The sequence below is a fragment of the Salinispira pacifica genome, from assembly GCF_000507245.1.
Lineage (GTDB): Bacteria > Spirochaetota > Spirochaetia > DSM-27196 > Salinispiraceae > Salinispira > Salinispira pacifica.
This window is the reverse complement of the sequence record NC_023035.1, coordinates 862738-880322: the sequence shown is the minus strand read 5'-3', so window position 1 is coordinate 880322 and position 17585 is coordinate 862738. Positions and strand designations below refer to the sequence as shown.

The following is a 17585-nucleotide window of genomic DNA, read 5'->3' as shown; positions in this document are numbered from 1 at the left end:
GATGAACGGTTATCCTATAACTCTAAATTGTACTCGCACTCAGAGGTTCTCTCAACATCTGAACTGAAAATTATGGCATGAAGCGGATAAAAAACGCCTGATCCAGGGCAATCAGTAACATGGCCATCAATGCCGCCGAAAGAATCATCATGTTGCTGCCTTTCAGGCGGGGTCTTCCCGCCTCAAGATCCACTTTGACCCGGATAGAGACAAACACCAGCAACGCGATTCCCAGACCGGCCCATGCGGAAACAACCACTATCAGACTCTGATACACAGTAATCCTGGAGTAGCCGATGATCAGCACGGGTATGAGAAGTACAGGATCACGGAAGAGTCTGTCAACCGCCTTTACGATATCTTCACGGTGCTCAGCCCCCCGGATTCTGGCGAGAATAAAAATAAAAAGCGACCGGAGAATGAGATACGCCAAGGTGAAAAAACTGATAAAAAGTGCTTCCCCCCGGGGCAGAATCATGGTCAGCCGCTGGATCAGGATGGCCAGAACTCCCCACAGCAGCAGATAGCCGCCCTTATAGAGCCAGTGCCGCTTGAGGCTGTCCCGAATCATGCTCCGTCCGCCTACGGGACTGGCAAGAGTTTCCGCCATGCCCCCCAGGTACAGAATAAAAATATTGAGACTCACCGTGAATATAAACACAAGGGATGCGGTATTCATTTTTCCCTCCCGGATTCGATGGCCGATCTGATATAGGCCAGAAGAATGAGTGCACCGAACACTGTGGAAAAGAGCATAAAGGGGCCGGGTGTCTGCAGCAGCTGGGGATCCCAGGGGCGAAGCCGGAGGTTCACCGAGCCGAAACTGATAAGTTCCCGGAGGAGCGCAATGAAATTCAGTAAAAGAATGTAGCCGAACAGCCCTGCAAAAAGCGCCGGAGGATCTCTGCGGTCCCCGGGAATGCTCACTCCCCCGGGAAGCTTCAGCTCACCGGGAAGAAGAAAGAGCAGACTCTGATTCAGGACCAGGATCATGGGAAGGAGAATTCCCAGGTCACTGCGCAGCAGGGGGAAAAAACTTCCCACAAGAATATCTATAATGCTGATCCACACCGCAGCCGAGAGTATTCGTGCTGAATACCATAAGCGCTCGTCAAAAAGATTCTGAATAATGAGATTCATCAGGATGAGCAACGATGTATAGATGAGAAGAACTGCGCTGATGCTCAGGGAATAGATGAGTCTGGTGGAAAGAAGCAGCACCGGACCTATGCCTGCAACGGTGAACAGCAGGGTATTCGTTTGATACATATTATTGAAAAACCGCTTCATAAGGCATACTCTCCCGCTTCACGGATAATGTCACGCAGCCTCTGCGCCCATTGGGGATCTCTGGGCCGGGGGCTGAAGGGATCATCTCCGTGGTTCCACATATGACCGTTTCCCATGTACCAGCCTTCCAGAGGGTTGTGGATGTGCACCAGGCGGTGGGCGGCGTAGGAACCCCCTGCATCCAGATGTACCAGAATCCGCAGGCGGGAAAGCCCGGTATCCTCTTCCATGAGAAGCACCTGATCTCCTTCGGAACTGATATATATTCTTCTGGCCGGACCCTGGGGCAGTTCGCGGACTTCCACGATTCGTCCGCCGATATCCAGGGTTTCCAGAGCCTGCCGTTCATACCTGAGAAGAGTATCATCCTTCACTCCGCTGCTCAAAAGCAGAATGAGCAGGATGAGCAGAACGGAAAAAAGGATCAACAGGGAAAATTGCAGAATTGCGTAACCGTTTTTTCTGGTCATTTCACCGCCCTCCTCTCAAAACCGAAGGGTTTGGGTCGTGTGAGGATAATAATCACCGGATTGAGCATGTTCATGATAAGAACTGCAAGCACAGATCCGTCGGGAAGCAGGGAAAATTCACGGAACAGAAAAACCAGGACCCCCACTCCCACACCGAAGATCAGTTTACCGCCTGAAGTGTAGGGAGTGGTTACCGGATCTGTGGCCATGAAAAACAGAATAAAAAGAAACCCTCCGCTGCTCAGTGCAAACAGAACATCCCCGGAGAAAAAGCCCCCTCCCCAATTCACCCCGGAGAACAGCGCAGTCAGGACACTGAGGGCCAGGACTCCTCCTGTGGGAATCTGCCAGGAAATAATTCCCCGGGCGAAGAGAAACACCGAAACCAGGAGAATGAGGAGAATTGAAGTCTGTCCGATACCTTCCAGCTTGAATCCCAGAATGTAGTCAATATATCCTCCGGGCAGTCTGGTGCCCCCGGAAAGGAGAATCTGCTCGTTGAGAAAACGGGAGATAAAACTGTCCGCATTGGTAAATTCCCTGCCGATCATCTCCATGGGCCGGAAAATCCGGGGAGACCCGTCTTGTATAAGGCTCATTTTCAGCCTTGCCATGTCAGTAAGACTGCCGCTCGGTGGATTCCAGTTCAATCCGGAGATAAGCGCAGCGCCCCACTCCCGGGCGTGCATTCCCCCGGGCCAGCTCAGCCCCGCAAACAGGGTGCCCGCCAGAGCCGGATTCAGCCAATTGGCACCCAGACCTCCAAAACTCCACTTCACCACAACCATGCCGAAGATCCCGGCAATCAGGGGAATGAAGGGGCTCACCGTCACCGGAAGAATCAGTCCCAGCAGCAGACCGGCAAGCACTGCACTTCCGTTGCTCAACTCATCAATAAACAGCTGAATAGTAAAACTCGACCTGCGGGTGAAGATCATCCCCAGAAGCTCGCCGGCCAGCGTACTGAATACCGCCAATATAACCACCGCCAGACTGTAGAGGCCGAAAATGAGAACGCCCCAAATCAGCAGCGGCAGCAGAAGAGCAGACATCATCCACATCCCCCGGGCGGCGGATATGGCCCCTGAATAATGGGGCAGGGCAGCAGCTGCAAGATTTCTCGGCATATTAATTCGTGAACTCACGGCCGCCTCCCTTTCGTTCTGATTCTGATGACTCATCAATGGCGGATGTTTCGCCGCTTTTCACCATCCCGTCCCTGATTATCTGTGTGAGGGGAATGTGGGACGGACACACATGGGAACAAATACCGCATACCCGGCATGCGTTCAGCCCCGCCTCCAGAGCTTCATCCAGCCTGTCCTGACGGAGAAGCTTATGGAGTATCACCGGCTCCAGGTTTGCCGGACAATGATCAACACAGGCCCCGCATTGGATGCAGGGCCTCTCCTGCTCAACTCCCAGTTCCTCCCGGGTGAGAGCAAGCACCGCCGTCACCTGTTTGGTAACAGGACTGTTTGCTTCAACTATTTCGTATCCCTGCAGAGGATTTCCTACCAGGAGCTTGGCCGCTTCCTGCTGAAGACCGCCCACCTCTTCAAATACCGCAGAAATCGGGGTGCCGATACGCACCCTCACGGTGCGGGTTTCCCCCAGGGCTCCGCCTCCCAATGTGATAAGCCGGTCCACAAGGGCTTTTCGCAGCACCACCGCCTCATATACGGCAAACAGGGTGGAAACCGCAAGCACAGCCACCGGAGAACTGGAAAAATCAGCCTGGGGCATGAGTTCTTTCTTTGAGACCAGGTGAATCAGTTCATAGGGATCTCCGGCGGGATACTTGTCTGAACGCGGCTTACGCCGGAGTTTCACACCCTGGGAGCGGGCGGTTTTCCCGAACTCCGAGATATAGCGGCGGTGCGAAGCCGGGTGCACCAGCCACACATCCTCGGTGCTGAGAATCCTGGACAGAATTTTCAGAGCTTCCACAATTTCTGCCGGATGCTCTTTCAACAGCCTGATTTCATTGGATAAAAACGGATATCCGCTGGCTGCGTTCACAACGATGGAACCTGCCTTGTGTTTCCGCATATCCCGGAGCATATCACCAAGAGGCTCGGTGAACCCGTCCATGTGCACCAGTCCCTTCTCGGAAATGAGATCGATAAGAGCAAGGGGACTGAGGTCCTGCCAGGCATGGGGTTCCCGGGGTTTTCCCAGATAATCAAATTGTCCTTCCAGCCTGATGAGAACACCACGGCAGGCTTCCCCGCTGGGAAGATTCATGTCCACCACATCCTCCACCACGCCGGGGATGGGTGCATGAACTGCCGCCCCCTTCCCTTCTTCACAGCGGCCGATGAGTAAACCTTCTCTTACATGGTCGCCTTTTTTCACCAGGGGAAGGGCTTCCACACCCTGATGCTGAAGCAAAGGGACTATTGCATGATACGGCAGGGATGCAGACCACACCGGACGGGAAAAGTCCGGCGCTATTATTGAATAGGGTTTAATACCCTTATCATGAGCTATCACGATCACCTCTTTCTGGACGGAAATTGGGGCCCGTATCCCCCGGTTTTCAGTGAGCCGGAAAAAGTTCTATCTGTTCCGGGAACTCTTCCCGCCCCGGGATGTATTCCCGCTTCCGGTTTTCAGGCGGTGAATTATTCTGCTGATAACCGTAAACCGGGCTTTGCTGATCCATGGAAAGGCTGCAAGCAGCAGAAGAATTAATTCGGGAATCAGACTCCAGCCCCGGGAAAATACCGGGACGGAACTTTCCGGGCGCACATCATACCATCTTTCTCCGTCACTATACAATTGAAGCATGGAATTGTCTGCCATCACTTCCAGCTGCTCTTCCAGCCAGCCGGGGCCGATCTCCAGCACCACCTCATCATAAGATTCCAGTTCGCCGTCCTCAACTCTCCGGTATCGGCTGAGAAGAACACGGCCGTCCCGGTACCTTCCAGCCTGCTGTGCATCGCTCTGCCGCAGGGCGAGATAGGGGAAGGCCTGTTGATATGCCCGGTTTGCAAGGATAAGTCCGGCAGGGGAAAAGGAGCTGTATGCCCCGGGGCGGTCTTCATTAACCACTCTGAGATCCATCACCTCTTTCACCTCCCGGAGGAGGGCATCTGTATCTGACCGGTTCTCCAGACTGCCAGTGACTTCTGCGGAAATAAATGTGACCGGAAAACCGGCGGCATTCACCCGGAACACTACCGGAACGCTCACCGCAATGAGGACCGCCGCGATTACCAGTATCCGTTCCTTCCGGCCCGGCTGATCCCAGGATGGGGTAATCCCCCGGGTGAAGAACAGCGGATGTTCCCTCTGGGTACTCATGTGCCGGTGATGATTCATTACGCCCAGAAGTACCCAGAAGCCGGCGGCCGTCAGGGGAATGAGCATGATGCTCTCAAGACTGGAGTAAGACAGCGCTGAGAGAAGTATGGCTACTCCCAGGCCGGCGATCCAGAAAAGATGATACGGGTGCTGGCTGTACAGCATACGGAGAAAATATTTCAGAAGCCCCGGGAGGCCCGGCTGCCGTGGTTCACCGGCTTCATTCCTGTTGAGTGCCCTCTGATATTCCAGATCCTGGCGGTGAAAGAGATCCCTGAGGGCAATGAAGTAGATAATCAGAAGGGAAAAATGGATAGGTATGCGTACAGAAAAAAGAGGTAACACAACCGCACCGGCTATTAACGTCCAGAAGCGTCCATCGTTGTAGATCAGAACCAGGATGAACAGAATGGTCCAGATGAGCACACCGAACAGAGGGGGCAGACGTTTATCCACATGGATGAAATTGGCAATTCCGTTCCGGGAAAGATGACGGGAAAGGGCATCCGGATCAGGCACAGATTCATCATCATGAACCACATACAACAGCCCGCCGTCATGCCGGGAGGCCTGGAAAACTCCAGCCAGATCCGAAAGGTAGGGGGGAATTCTGGGATCCTCGGGAGAATTCCGCAGAAGAAGCTCGGTCAACCGGATCACTTCGGTGCCGGAAAAATTATTAAACTGCAGGGTGGCGTTACCGCGGTGGAGAATACCTTCAACCCCGTAATCTTCCAGCACCTCAGAAGCCGGACCGGTTGAGCCGGGCACTTCAATAATGAGCATATTTCCCTGATCCCGGGACCCGTCCCCCCGTTCCATAGAACTGATTCCGGGAAAGAGGAAAAACAGGGACGCCAGCATAAGCAGCAGAAACCCCGCAGGCAGGATCCGTGCGGTCCAGAACAGCGGACTGGCCAGAGAATTTACATTCGTTTTCATGATGCCATCAGACTTGTGAGAAGAGCGATGGCTCCGCCCAGGAGAACTCCCGCCAGAACCTCGGGAGGTGTGTGACCGTGAACCTCTTTCACCGGAGCGAATTCTATCTCTTCCCGGGCCTCAAGGGTCCGGCCCAGCCTGTTCAGCGCCTGAGCCTGACGGCCGGTGGACAGACGGACACCCAGAGCGTCCCGAATTACAACAATTGCGAAAAACAGAGACAGTGCAAACAGAGTGGTGTTGATCCCCTCAAGAATCCCGGTGCTCACCGCAAGGGCGGTCACCAGGGCCGAATGGCTTGAAGGCATTCCTCCGGTGCGCCACATGAGACTGGCGATGATATCCGCTGCATTGTGAAGTCGGCGCTTATATATGGCATTGAGAATCGTCTTGATAAATTGTGCTGCGAACCAGCTCAGCAGAGCCGAGGTGAAAACCGGATTGACCGTGTTGAACATCTACACTCCAGGGCGAATAATGTGCATTATAATAGCATATCAGTGTTATATAATGTAAAGAGAAAGACAACAATAGCGAGGGCATATGGCTTCACAGGGCATTTTTACATCTATTCACCGCGCATGGACCAAAGCAATGTGGAGGGTGCGGGGACTCAAGGTTTTTGCCCTGGTAGGCAAAAGCGGTACCGGAAAAAGCTTTCGGGCCGGACTCATTGCGGAGAAGTACAAGATTCCGGTGATTGTGGATGACGGTCTCCTCATAGAGAACAGCCGCATTGTGGCGGGAAAATCGGCAAAAAAGGAAAAGGCGTACCTCTCGGCGGTAAAAACCGCCCTGTTCACCGATAAAGAACACCGTAGGGAAGTCAAACATTATCTGGAGCAGAGTCATACCAAGAAGGTTCTCATTATCGGTACAAGCACCAAAATGATCGCAAAAATCTGCCGTACTCTCCAGCTGCCGCCCCCGTCCAAGACCATCCAGATAGAAGATATCGCCACTGCTGATGAAATCGAGACGGCAATCCATTTCCGGAAACATCACGGAAAGCATGTAATCCCTGTCCCCGCCATTGAAGTGAAACGAACCTATCCCAGAATCATGGCAGATTCCATCAAGGTATTTTTCCGCCGGGGACTGGGGGTTTTTGCCAGAGAATCGGAGTTCGAGAAGTCGGTGGTTCGGCCTGAATTCAGCAGGAAGGGAATGGTGAGCATCTCCGAGGCGGCTCTGAGCCAGATGATTCTCCATTGCGTGCAGGAAAAACTGAACTCTGTAAGGCTTACCAAAATTATTGTGCGCCAGGACAAGGGCGGATACATTCTCGATGTGGGACTTGCAGTACCCTTCGGCTACGAACTGGCCACCAGTCTCCACAGCCTGCATGATTATATTATTGAGAAGATAGAAAAGTATACGGGCATCATTATCGAGGAACTTCATGTTTCCATCGACAGCATCGATGAGTTCAGAAGCCCGGAGGACAGAAAAGCATCCAAAAAAGCGCCTCAGGAACCCCGGAATGATGGACAGGGAAAACCCTCCAAATCCGGCAGGAAACGATCCGGACGGAAAACCTGAGGCGATATGCCCCATCAGCTAAAGTTTCTCATGGATTCTGCCGATATGATGCATGGAAGATAATAAAATTTGACCTGCAATATTGCCGTGTTCGATACTGTAATCGGAGGTACACAATGAAGAAGAGTATCTTTATTCTGCTCATACTGCTGACTGCAGCGGGAAGTGTCTGGGCCCAGGAGTCTTTTGTATCCGAAAGCGACCACTACCGCGTGCGCTCACACATCAGTCAAAATCATGCTGATCAGGCAGCTGAGCGTCTGGAAGCATATCTGGATCTGTTCAACGACTATTTTCATTTTGAGCTGGACAGCCTTGATTTCAAAATGAAAGTGCAGATATTCAACGGACAAAGCGCATACGACCGCTATCTGAACCGGGTGATCGATGAGACAAGAAACGAGTTTGTGTACCTGCATTACAGCGATGTAAGCCGTTCGGAACTTGTGGGAGCCCTGGAGGACGGGGAAGATCTTGATGAAAGCTTCACCCACCAGGCATTCATCCAGTTTCTCAGAGCCTTTATAGATAACCCGCCCCTGTGGCTGAGGGAAGGCTTTGCGGTGTATTTCGAAAAAGCCCGCTTCAACGAAAATTTTGTGGCTGTGAATAACCGGGAAAACCTGGCATGGCTGGAAACCCTGAAGGAAATTCTCTTCGGCAGCCGCAGCAACGAAGCCCTCACCCCCGAAGAAATACTTGCCATAGATGTGGAAGGGGCCAAAGACCGGATTGAGGCTTTTTACCCGGAAGCATGGGGAATGATCAATTATCTGGTGAACACGGACAACAGAAGCCACAACCGCATACTCTGGGACGCAATTTCGGCAATGGATCCCCGGGCGGACCTGAAAACCAACTCCCAGCGGGTGTATAACTCAGCCTTCCAGTGGGTGAATCAGGAAGAGCTTCAAAACAGCTTCCTGGAGTACTTCCAGAACAAGAAAACCTATCGGGAGCTGATTGAAGAGGGAATTGCCGAGTACGAGTCGGGAAACCTGGATTCATCGGAAGAGAATTTCCTCATAGCCATTAACCGCCGGGACATCAGTCACATCCCCTATTACTATCTGGGTCTGATCAATTACGACAGAGGCAATTACACCCTGGCGGAACTGAATTACCGCAAAGCGCTGGAGAAAGGCAGCACCGCAGCCCTCACCTATTATGCAATGGGCGTAAACGCTTTTGCGGACAACAGGCTGGAGGAGGCTCAGGAGTTTCTTGAGACCACCGTACAACTGGACCCCTCAAACTACACCCAAAAGGTGACCAGAATTCTGGAGCGGATTGAAGGATAATCTGAAAACATTGAACAGAAAGACGGCGGCCTGATTTCGGGCCGCCGTTTTTGTTTGTCAGGAGATCAGTGCACAGAAGCTTGTGAAGCACCACTTTTTCCAACAAAACCCAACATATGTAGCGCCTGAAAAATGCCCGACCCCACCAGTACGGTAGAGTTTTTCGAAATAGATAGTTTTCACAAGCTTTGGTGCACTGTATATCAGGAGATATCAGAATGCAGGCTATGGAAATGGGGTCGCAGATACTGATGCGCGGAGCGAATCCCCTGAAGAACTCAGCCGGAGCTGCGTCTGGAAGATGGTTTTCTCCGACGGCGGCGGCTTCGTTTCTTGGGAATTCCCAGCGCTTCCTGACGCTCACGCATAAGGGTCACAACCACATCTTCAACGTCCTTATTTGCAGGAACCATGGGTTTGAGAATATCCTTGATACCGGAATACACTTCGGGGAAGTGGATCCGCTTTTGGGCCTTCCAGGGACCGATGCGCATGACGAAATCCCGCACCAGATACTGAATCATTACGCTTCTGGGGGTTTCCCGCTGTTTATTGATAATATCATCCAGGGTTCCCAGATGTTCGAAGAACACCTTCCGGTTATTTGCATGGGTCTGATCCCTGCCCCGGAAAAACTGATCCAGCCCCGGCAGAATGTATTCTGTAATATTATGATCAAACAGCGACTGAAAAATGGGACGGGCATATCCGCTTCCCAGTATTTTATAAATCTCTTCGGTAAGCCGTGAATAGGAAACACCTTTCAGGAGCTCCGCCTGGGAACGCATCTTCCGCTTCAGCCTGAATCCCGGTTTCAGCCCGGTTTTTTCGCTGTATTTAATGGCACGGATGATCCGTACCGGATCTTCCTCAAATATCCTTCCCAGGGGAATTACGGCCTTCAGTCTCCTGGCCTTGATATCAGGATACCCTTTTACAAAATCCACCACCTGCTCCCTGATGGGGTGATAATAGAGGGCATTCATGGAGAAATCCCGTCGGAGGGCATCTTCCTCGATCTCGCCGAAAACATTATTAAAGCCCTTTGAATCGGCACTTCGGAAGGTGGAAACTTCGATAATTTTCTTGTCTTTGAAAAAGATATGGACAAGGCGGAAGCGCTTCCCGATGATCCGGGAATTTCTGAAAAGCTTCCGGATATGATTGGGCTCCGCCGAGGTGACAATGTCGAAATCCTTGGGCCGCTTCCCCAGCAGCAGATCCCGGACTGCACCGCCCACAATATAGCTTTCGTGACCGGCCTTTTCCAGACGACGGATGATTTTGATGGCATCGTGGTCAACGTCTGACAGGCGGATATGATGTTCAGTCTTGGTATACACTTCCGCCTGTTTGACGGCTTTTCCATTCTCTAAGGTCTTGTAGCGTACTAACACCAGGTTCTCCCAGTAGTAATTCTTCTTTTACATGCTTGCAGCACAGAGATCATGCTGCTACTTTTCTGACGTATGAACTCAGATTGGATTGATAAAATGAACCGCCTGGGGCGGTCCGGGACTCCGTTTTTCTTCGCAATTGATTTTGAAATGCGGTTTCCCGTAATAGTACCTCTGAGCCGGATGCACGGCGGTTTTCTGCTCTTCAACATTCAAGGCAGGAGTAACGACTACAGCCGGCATCACACAGTATCTGCGAATATGTCTGATAATATTAGCCTGAACCCCCGCTTCATATCAAGAGCGGATTATTCCCGGGCCTTTCACCTGGTGCAAAGCGAAATGAAGGCCGGCAATTCCTTTCTCTGCAATCTCACCTTCCCCACTCTTCTGGAGCCGGACCCAACCATCAGACTCAGGGAGCTGTATTACCGGGTCCACGCCCCCTACCGGGTTTACATGAATGCGGAACGGCTTCCCCGGGAATTTCTTCAGGATCCGTCCGCGGCGGCGGAAGAGATGCCCAGGGAATTTCTCCTTTTCAGCCCTGAGACTTTTGTGCAGACCCACCATGGAAGAATATACACCTACCCGATGAAAGGCACGTCACTGGTGCCCGAAGGAGAAAGCCTGGACAGGGCTGAAAAAACCCTGCTTGAGGATGAAAAGGAACGGGCTGAACATATTACCGTGGTGGATCTGCTCCGCAACGACCTGGGACGGGTCGGGCGGGATATTCAGGTGGAGCGGTTCCGCTATGCCGATGCAATACCCGTGAACGGAGGCCGCCTGATCCAGATATCAAGCAGAATCAGTGCCCTGCTTCCCGGGGACTGGAAGCGGCGGCTGGGGGACATGACCGCCCGCCTCCTCCCAGCCGGTTCTGTGAGCGGTGCGCCCAAGCGGGAAACCTGCAGGATTATTGCCCAGGCGGAGGGTGCGCCCAGGGGGTTTTACACCGGGGTATGCGGCATATTCGACGGATACAATCTGAACTCCGGAGTGATGATCCGGTATCTGGAACGCCCCGGGGAAAAACAGCCCTGGGGATCAAGCTGGAACGGCGATCCCGGGGAACCATCTGCCCCCCTGCTGTTCAGAAGCGGCGGAGGGATTACAATCTACAGCAATGAAGCGGATGAATATTCGGAACTCCAGGCCAAAGTGAAACTTCCCCTGGAGAAGCGCTGATACAGAATAGAGAGAGTGATCCGGAGAATAGAAAAAGTACGCCGGAATGGGTAGAGTGCGCTGAAATGGAAATGATGAGACGGAATGAATAGAGTGACGGGGAACGGGAAGCGACAAGGGTAAAATGGGAAGGACGGCAGAATGAAAGAGAACCATTCAGAAATTCAACTAGTTGACAAAATGCAACCGGAACGGGGTTTCCTGGAGACCATGCTGGGGCTCTGGTCGGGTAAGGAGTTGAGTATTCCCCTGTTTCACCGGCACATGGAGCGGATGACCCGAACCCTCTTTCCCGGCTCCGCCCCGGAGCCCGGCCTGCTTCTTCGCACCATAACCCGGCAGTGCCGGCAGGGTGAAATACTCCAGGGTGAAATACTCCGAGGAGAAATCCACGGAGGTAGCCCCCGCCGCCTCCGGATTCGTCTGCAATACGCCCCCGCCGTACAGGAGGCATCGCCAAACAAGAGGGAGGAAGACCCGGACACCATCCATCTGGACATTCAAATCAGGGAATTCCAGCCCGGGAAGATCCGCAGGGCGGCGGCGGTGGAACTCCCCGACGCTGAATACTCCAGCAAAGTTGCCGACCGTCGGCTGTTCAGCGAACTTCACAGGCAATATCCCGGTTTTGATGAAATTATTATTACCCGCAACGGCTACCTGAGCGACGGAACCTTCACCAATCTCATCCTCTGCCCGCCGACACTCCCGGCTCACCACCATCCCTGTCTCACCCCCTCCACGCCCCTGCTTGAGGGATGCAGGCGGAGGGAACTGATGGCGCAAGGCTTACTGATTACCCGGCCCCTTCACCTTCGCAGGCTGCCCCATGGATGGCGCCTGGGCTTTATTAATGCCCTGAATCCCCCGGGGCAGCTGGGATGGGTCCTCCCGGAAACATTGCATGTCTGCGGCTGATGCACCCGCCCCGGAACAGTCGTGAAGGAGCTGCCCGTCCTTCAGCTGCGGATTAGCCAGCTGCGGATTAGCTGCAAACCGGCCGCTATGTACAATCCCCAATTGTTTTATTAGACTCTTTGGCATGATACAGCCCAGAGTTTTAAAAGGTTTTCGGGATATTCTCCCGGATCAGGAAATCCTTCGGAGGAACATTCTCCGAAGCATCGAAGACAGTTGCAGAAGTTTCGGATTCGTTCCCATCGACACCCCGGTTCTGGAGTACAGCGAAGTGCTACTGGGCAAAGGAAGCGGTGAAACGGATAAGCAGATTTACCGCTTTCAGGACCACGGCAAGCGGGATGTTTCCATGCGCTTCGATCTTACCGTTCCCTTCGCCCGCTTCATGGGCGCACATGTGAACGAACTCTATCTGCCGTTCAAACGCTATCATTTCGGAAAGGTCTTCAGGGGAGAAAACACCCAGAAAGGGCGCTACCGGGAGTTCATGCAGTGCGATTTTGATATTGTCGGCGTGGACAGCCCGGCCGCGGATTTCGAGATTCTCCAGCTCATGTACGCGAACTTTTCAGATATGGGAATCCGTAAGGTGAAATTCCACATTAATCACCGGGGAATCTTCAATCAGTTCCTCGGGACTCTGGGAGTCGGCAGCAAGAGTGAAGATGTTCTGCGAAGCGTAGATAAACTGAGCAAGCTGGGGGCCGAAAAAACCCGGGAGAATCTCACAGAAATAACCGGAGCAGGCCCTGCCGCTGAGATTCTCGATTTCATTCACAGCGAAGCAGGCAATGCCGAAACCCTGGATAAGATGGAGCGTCTTGCCGGCGGAGCCTCGGAGCACAGCCGGAGACTGAGAGAGATTCTCCAGCTTGCGGATGCAATCGGCATGGGAGATTTCTTCCATATTAACCCGTCCATCACCCGGGGTCTGGACTACTACACCGGCATCGTGTACGAAACCTTCCTGGATGAGCTGCCGGAAATCGGTTCGGTATGCTCAGGCGGACGATACAATGACCTTGCCTCCCTTTACACCAAAACCGAGATTCAGGGAGTCGGCAGCTCCATCGGACTTGACCGGCTTATGGCGGCCATGGAGGAACTTGAGCGCAATAATTCCCAGGAATCAGACGACAGCACGCCATCCTCCCTGAGGTTCGCAGATGTTCTGATTTTCATGATGGATGAAAAGTATCTGGGTAATTACACCCGAATGGCCCAGAAGCTGAGGGCATCCGGACTTCGTACGGAAATATTTCCGTTGAACAAGAAGATGGGTCAGCAATTCAGCTATGCGGAAAAGAAGCGCATTCCCCTGGGAATTATTGCCGGGGAAGCGGAAATATCATCAGATACGGTAAACTACAAGAATCTGCTCACCCGGGAAAGCATTGAGGGTATTACTCTTGACCGGGCCCTGGAACAGGCCCGAAAAGATTTAAACATATAGTTGCCGCGGGCTCCGGCATGAGTCGGGGCCGATGGCTTCTGTTCCCGTATCAGCGGATCCGAGCGGACTGCACGAACCCATGAGGAAGGCATATGAATCCCCGAAACCTGCCGGTATACCAGCAGCGGGAGAAAATTCTCAGCTCACTCCGTGATCACCAGGTGGTGGTGGTTGAGAGTCCCACAGGCAGCGGAAAAACCACCCAGCTCCCCGTAATCCTCCATGAGGCGGGCTTCGAGAGCCGGGGTGTGATCGGTATTACCCAGCCCAGACGGATTGCGGCGGTGAGCGTCAGCGACTACATCCGGAAACAGCTGCATCAGGAACTGGGGGAACAGGCACAGGCATTCTGCGGTTACAAAATGCGGTTTCATGACACCACCACCGGAGATACCAGGATTAAAGTGATGACCGACGGCATTCTCCTCCAGGAACTGAAGGCCGATCCGTATTTGAGCCGCTATTCGGTGATCATGGTGGATGAGGCACACGAGCGGAGTCTGAATATCGATTTCATCCTGGGTCTGCTGAAGCGGAGTCTTGAGCTCCGCCCGGATTTGAAACTGATCATCTCCTCGGCTACCATCAATGCAGATATCTTCTCCGACTATTTCGCCTCGGCTCCGGTTGTCCGTATCGATACAGAAACATTTCCGGTGAGCACCATCTATGCCCCTCCTGCCGTTCAGGGTGACTATGAGGTACTGGTACAGAAAATTGTAGAGATTGTGGGGCATGTGATTGATGAGAAGCGGCCTGGAGATATGCTGATATTTTTGTCCGGCGAACGGATCATCAAAGACACCATAACCGCCCTCTACTCCCAGCCGTTCCGGAAAAAGCTCTATATTCTCCCTCTGTACGGCAGGTTAAGCAAGGAGGAGCAGGATGAGGTATTTCCTCCGCCTCCGCCGGGTAAAATCAAACTTGTGGTGGCCACCAATATTGCCGAGACATCCATCACCATCGACGGAATCACCACGGTGATCGACTCGGGCCTGGCCAAAATGAACTTTTACAACCCCCGTACCTTCACCTCAAGTCTGGTGGAAAAACCCATCTCCAAGGCATCCGCCAACCAGCGCCGGGGCAGAGCGGGAAGAACCCGGCCGGGAACCTGCTACCGGCTGTATCCCATGGAGGATTTTCAGTACCGTCCGGAATTCACCCAGGAGGAGATCTTCCGCACCGACCTCTCGGAAGTGGTTCTCCGCATGGCCGAACTGGGTATCCGGGACTTTGAGTCCTTCGACTTTATCTCTCCCCCGGGCAGGGGCGGAATCGCCAGCGCAGTTGAAACCCTCAACCTGCTGGACGCCCTGGATGATGAGCGCAGTCTCAGCCGGATCGGCCAGCGGATGGCCCGTTTTCCCCTGCTGCCCCGGCATTCCCGGATGATCGTGGAGGCCATGCTCAGCTATCCTGATGTGCTGGATCATGTGGTTACCGCAACCAGCTTTCTCACCACCAACAATCCGTTTCTCCTCCCCCAGGGCGAGGAAAGCGAGGCCCGGAACGCCCACCATCATTTCAGGGACGAGGCCGGGGACTTCGTGAGCTATCTGAAAATGCTTCGCTCCTACCTGGACAGCCGGAACAAGGAAAAGTTCTGTCAGCGCTATTATCTGGATGAACAGATCATGGCGGAGATCGCCAATGTGAAAGACCAGCTCGGCGAAATTGTGGGCGAGATGGGAATGCCCGTGCCTTCCCCCCCCTTTCCCCTGAAAGGGGAAATGCTGGCATCCTACCTCTGTGCGGTTTCCACAGGACTGGTACAGTTCATCTGCGTACGGACCGGACGCAGCTCCTACAAAAGTTTCACCGCTGACAGGATCGAAATCCACCCCGGCTCGGTGATGTTCCGGGAGACTCCGGATATTATGGTGGCGGGCGAAATAGTAAAAACCAGCCGTACCTTCGCACGGAGCGTCAGCCCCCTGAAAGCAGAGTGGCTAAAACGGATATCTCCGGAAATATCCGGCATCCTGGCCAGACAGCTGGACAAAAATTCCGGCGGCGGTAAAAAAGGTAAAAAAAACAAAGAGCTTGCCCGCAGACTGGAAACCGGCACAAAAGCGTCCCGGGGAAAAACTACCTCCGGAGCTACCGGCCGCCGGAAAATCCGCACCACAGATGCTTCAGACCCATGGTCGCAATCATCGGCGGAACCGCCGGCCTATGCCGGGCCGTCCCGGGGAAGCGGAAGTCAGGGAACGGCAAAGGATCAGGTCAGCCCCAATGGAATGGAAGTGCGCATCGGCGGGCAGATATTCCCCCTCAAACCGTTTAAGGGGAAAAAGAAGATCCTTGAACTGAGCTGGAGAGAACTGTCTTCCCTTGCCCACCGCGATGACCTGGAGCTCATACCTCCCCACCGGGATCTTCGGGTAATGGTGCACTACCGGAAATATATCTTTCTGAAACAGGAACGCCTTGGCAACGCCCTGGGCATAGCCCGGGTCTTAAGCCCGGAAACCCATTTCCGGGAACACTGGCCCAAAACCGCAAAGGTAAGTCCCTGGGAACTCCCCGAGGAAGTAAGCAGCCTTCTCAACTATCTTCCAGGGATCAGTCCGGTGAAGAAAAATGATCGTGAATTGGGTTTCATTACCCTCTATACTGATAACCAGGGACTGTACTGGCTGAAATCGGTGAAGAATTTCAGCATCTCAATGAGCGACAGCATAGCCAGCCTGGATTCCCTCTTTGATGATCTTGCGGCCCTGGAGGCGGTGAGATCCCAGGGCGGCGGAGACACCCTGCCCCCCGGAATTCCGGAATTGAAGGAGCTCAGCGGATCGCTCTACCGGCGCTTTTCGCAGTTATTAGATGAACTGTAATCCCGCCCGTTTCACATCAGCTCTTCTCGCCTCCGTTCTTGTAATCAGCCTCTGTGCATCCGGGCATCTATCCGCCCAGTCCCCTGCGGAGCCCCACGAAAAGATAGAGCAGCCCCTGGAACAGCTAGACCGGCCCCTCGAACATATTGACGGGCTGATCCGGGAAGGAAAGTACCCCGCTGCCTTTGAGGAAATCCGCATTCTTGAGAGTTCTCCGGTGCCGGAAAGCCGGAATGGGGACGCCCCAATTTTCCGGGCTGAGCTTTTGTGGAGAAAGGCCTGGGCAATGGTGAACCGCACCAGACTGGAGGGAAGCCATCTTTCGAAAAATGATCTCATTGCCGATTACGAAACGGCCCTGGACTGGGCCGGCCGGGCCCTTGAACTCTCTCCCGATTCATCCCGGGCCTGGTACTGGTACGGGGTTGCCGCCGGGGCCTTGGGGGAGCAGAAGGGAGTGTTCGCCGCCCTGAGGGAGATCGATGAGGTGAGAAACAGCATGATTCGTTCAATAGCTTTGGATCCCGCATTCCCCGATCCCTGGATTACCCTGGCCCGGCTCTATGATGCTCTGCCGGGGATTATGGGAGGCGACAGGGACGCAGCCGTCCTGCTGGCCCAGGTCGGTCTTTCCGCTTCAGGTGACGAACAGGGGGAGTGCATATATTCAGGCGGAGATATTGATCTCCTTCGATCCCTGCTGGAGGAAAGGAATTACTCTGCTCAGAAACGCAGTCGACTGGCAGAACGGAGGAGGGAAGATCCGGATTGGTTCGGGAAGCTGCTGCCCGATGAACTTCAAAGACTGATTCCCTTTATCCGGAATCATCCGGGGGCTATCCATACTGTCCCCTGCACTCCCGGTCTCAGCGACAGGGAGGAGGCTGCCAGGCTTCCCGGGAGCGACTAAGCTCCGGCCCATACGG

Annotated in this window: 15 protein-coding genes; 7 read left to right on the top strand and 8 right to left on the bottom strand. The window is 53.6% G+C overall.

Features of this window, described 5'->3' with window-relative positions:
- Window positions 1-70: 70 nt before the first annotated feature.
- The 7 genes from L21SP2_RS03830 to L21SP2_RS03800 all read right to left on the bottom strand — a co-directional run bounded on the left by L21SP2_RS03830 (window position 71) and on the right by L21SP2_RS03800 (window position 6472).
- On the bottom strand, window positions 71-679 hold the full coding sequence (locus L21SP2_RS03830; protein WP_024267175.1) for a hypothetical protein: 609 nt from the start codon (window positions 677-679) through the stop codon (window positions 71-73).
- The gene (locus L21SP2_RS03825) at window positions 676-1290 is read right to left on the bottom strand and encodes an Rnf-Nqr domain containing protein (protein WP_024267174.1); all 615 of its coding nucleotides are present in this window, start codon (window positions 1288-1290) and stop codon (window positions 676-678) included. The genes L21SP2_RS03830 and L21SP2_RS03825 overlap by 4 nt, the downstream gene beginning before the upstream one ends.
- The gene (locus L21SP2_RS03820; protein WP_024267173.1) at window positions 1287-1760 is read right to left on the bottom strand and encodes a hypothetical protein; all 474 of its coding nucleotides are present in this window, start codon (window positions 1758-1760) and stop codon (window positions 1287-1289) included. Before L21SP2_RS03820 ends, L21SP2_RS03825 begins: the two co-directional genes overlap by 4 nt.
- A complete protein-coding gene (locus L21SP2_RS03815; RefSeq protein ID WP_024267172.1) occupies window positions 1757-2905 on the bottom strand; it encodes an RnfABCDGE type electron transport complex subunit D in 1149 nt (382 codons plus the stop codon). The genes L21SP2_RS03820 and L21SP2_RS03815 overlap by 4 nt, the downstream gene beginning before the upstream one ends.
- Window positions 2889-4256, bottom strand: coding sequence for an RnfABCDGE type electron transport complex subunit C (locus tag L21SP2_RS03810; RefSeq protein ID WP_024267171.1), 1368 nt, complete (start codon window positions 4254-4256; stop codon window positions 2889-2891). The genes L21SP2_RS03815 and L21SP2_RS03810 overlap by 17 nt, the downstream gene beginning before the upstream one ends.
- A 66-nt stretch (window positions 4257-4322) precedes the next feature.
- On the bottom strand, window positions 4323-6014 hold the full coding sequence (locus L21SP2_RS03805) for a hypothetical protein (RefSeq protein ID WP_024267170.1): 1692 nt from the start codon (window positions 6012-6014) through the stop codon (window positions 4323-4325).
- The gene (locus L21SP2_RS03800) at window positions 6011-6472 is read right to left on the bottom strand and encodes a divergent PAP2 family protein (protein ID WP_024267169.1); all 462 of its coding nucleotides are present in this window, start codon (window positions 6470-6472) and stop codon (window positions 6011-6013) included. The genes L21SP2_RS03805 and L21SP2_RS03800 overlap by 4 nt, the downstream gene beginning before the upstream one ends.
- 85 nt (window positions 6473-6557) lie before the next feature.
- Here L21SP2_RS03800 and L21SP2_RS03795 point away from each other — a divergent pair, with 85 nt between their 5' ends.
- Window positions 6558-7556 (top strand): Asp23/Gls24 family envelope stress response protein, encoded by a 999-nt coding sequence (locus L21SP2_RS03795; RefSeq protein ID WP_244437948.1) that lies wholly within the window; start codon window positions 6558-6560, stop codon window positions 7554-7556.
- Between the two features lie 116 nt (window positions 7557-7672).
- Entirely contained in the window at window positions 7673-8857 is a 1185-nt protein-coding gene (locus tag L21SP2_RS03790; protein WP_024267167.1) for a tetratricopeptide repeat protein, read from the top strand.
- A 278-nt stretch (window positions 8858-9135) separates the two neighbouring features.
- On the opposite strand, the gene pcnB is transcribed toward L21SP2_RS03790, so the two are convergent.
- Window positions 9136-10254: a polynucleotide adenylyltransferase PcnB gene (pcnB, locus tag L21SP2_RS03785; protein ID WP_024267166.1), complete on the bottom strand. Its 1119-nt coding sequence runs from the start codon at window positions 10252-10254 to the stop codon at window positions 9136-9138.
- A gap of 72 nt (window positions 10255-10326) precedes the next feature.
- On the opposite strand from pcnB, the gene L21SP2_RS03780 reads away from it, so the two are divergent.
- From L21SP2_RS03780 to L21SP2_RS03760, 5 genes are all read left to right on the top strand, one after another.
- On the top strand, window positions 10327-11445 hold the full coding sequence (locus L21SP2_RS03780; RefSeq protein WP_041401125.1) for an aminodeoxychorismate synthase component I: 1119 nt from the start codon (window positions 10327-10329) through the stop codon (window positions 11443-11445).
- A gap of 141 nt (window positions 11446-11586) precedes the next feature.
- The gene (locus L21SP2_RS16815; RefSeq protein WP_024267164.1) at window positions 11587-12363 is read left to right on the top strand and encodes an aminotransferase class IV; all 777 of its coding nucleotides are present in this window, start codon (window positions 11587-11589) and stop codon (window positions 12361-12363) included.
- Window positions 12364-12487: 124 nt separating this feature from the next.
- Window positions 12488-13816 carry a histidine--tRNA ligase gene (hisS, locus tag L21SP2_RS03770; RefSeq protein WP_024267163.1) on the top strand — a complete coding sequence of 443 codons (1329 nt, stop codon included), beginning with the start codon at window positions 12488-12490 and terminating at the stop codon, window positions 13814-13816.
- A 92-nt stretch (window positions 13817-13908) separates the two neighbouring features.
- Window positions 13909-16659: a helicase-related protein gene (locus L21SP2_RS03765; protein WP_024267162.1), complete on the top strand. Its 2751-nt coding sequence runs from the start codon at window positions 13909-13911 to the stop codon at window positions 16657-16659.
- Entirely contained in the window at window positions 16649-17569 is a 921-nt protein-coding gene (locus L21SP2_RS03760) for a tetratricopeptide repeat protein (RefSeq protein ID WP_024267161.1), read from the top strand. The genes L21SP2_RS03765 and L21SP2_RS03760 overlap by 11 nt, the downstream gene beginning before the upstream one ends.
- The last annotated feature ends 16 nt before the right edge of the window (window positions 17570-17585 follow it).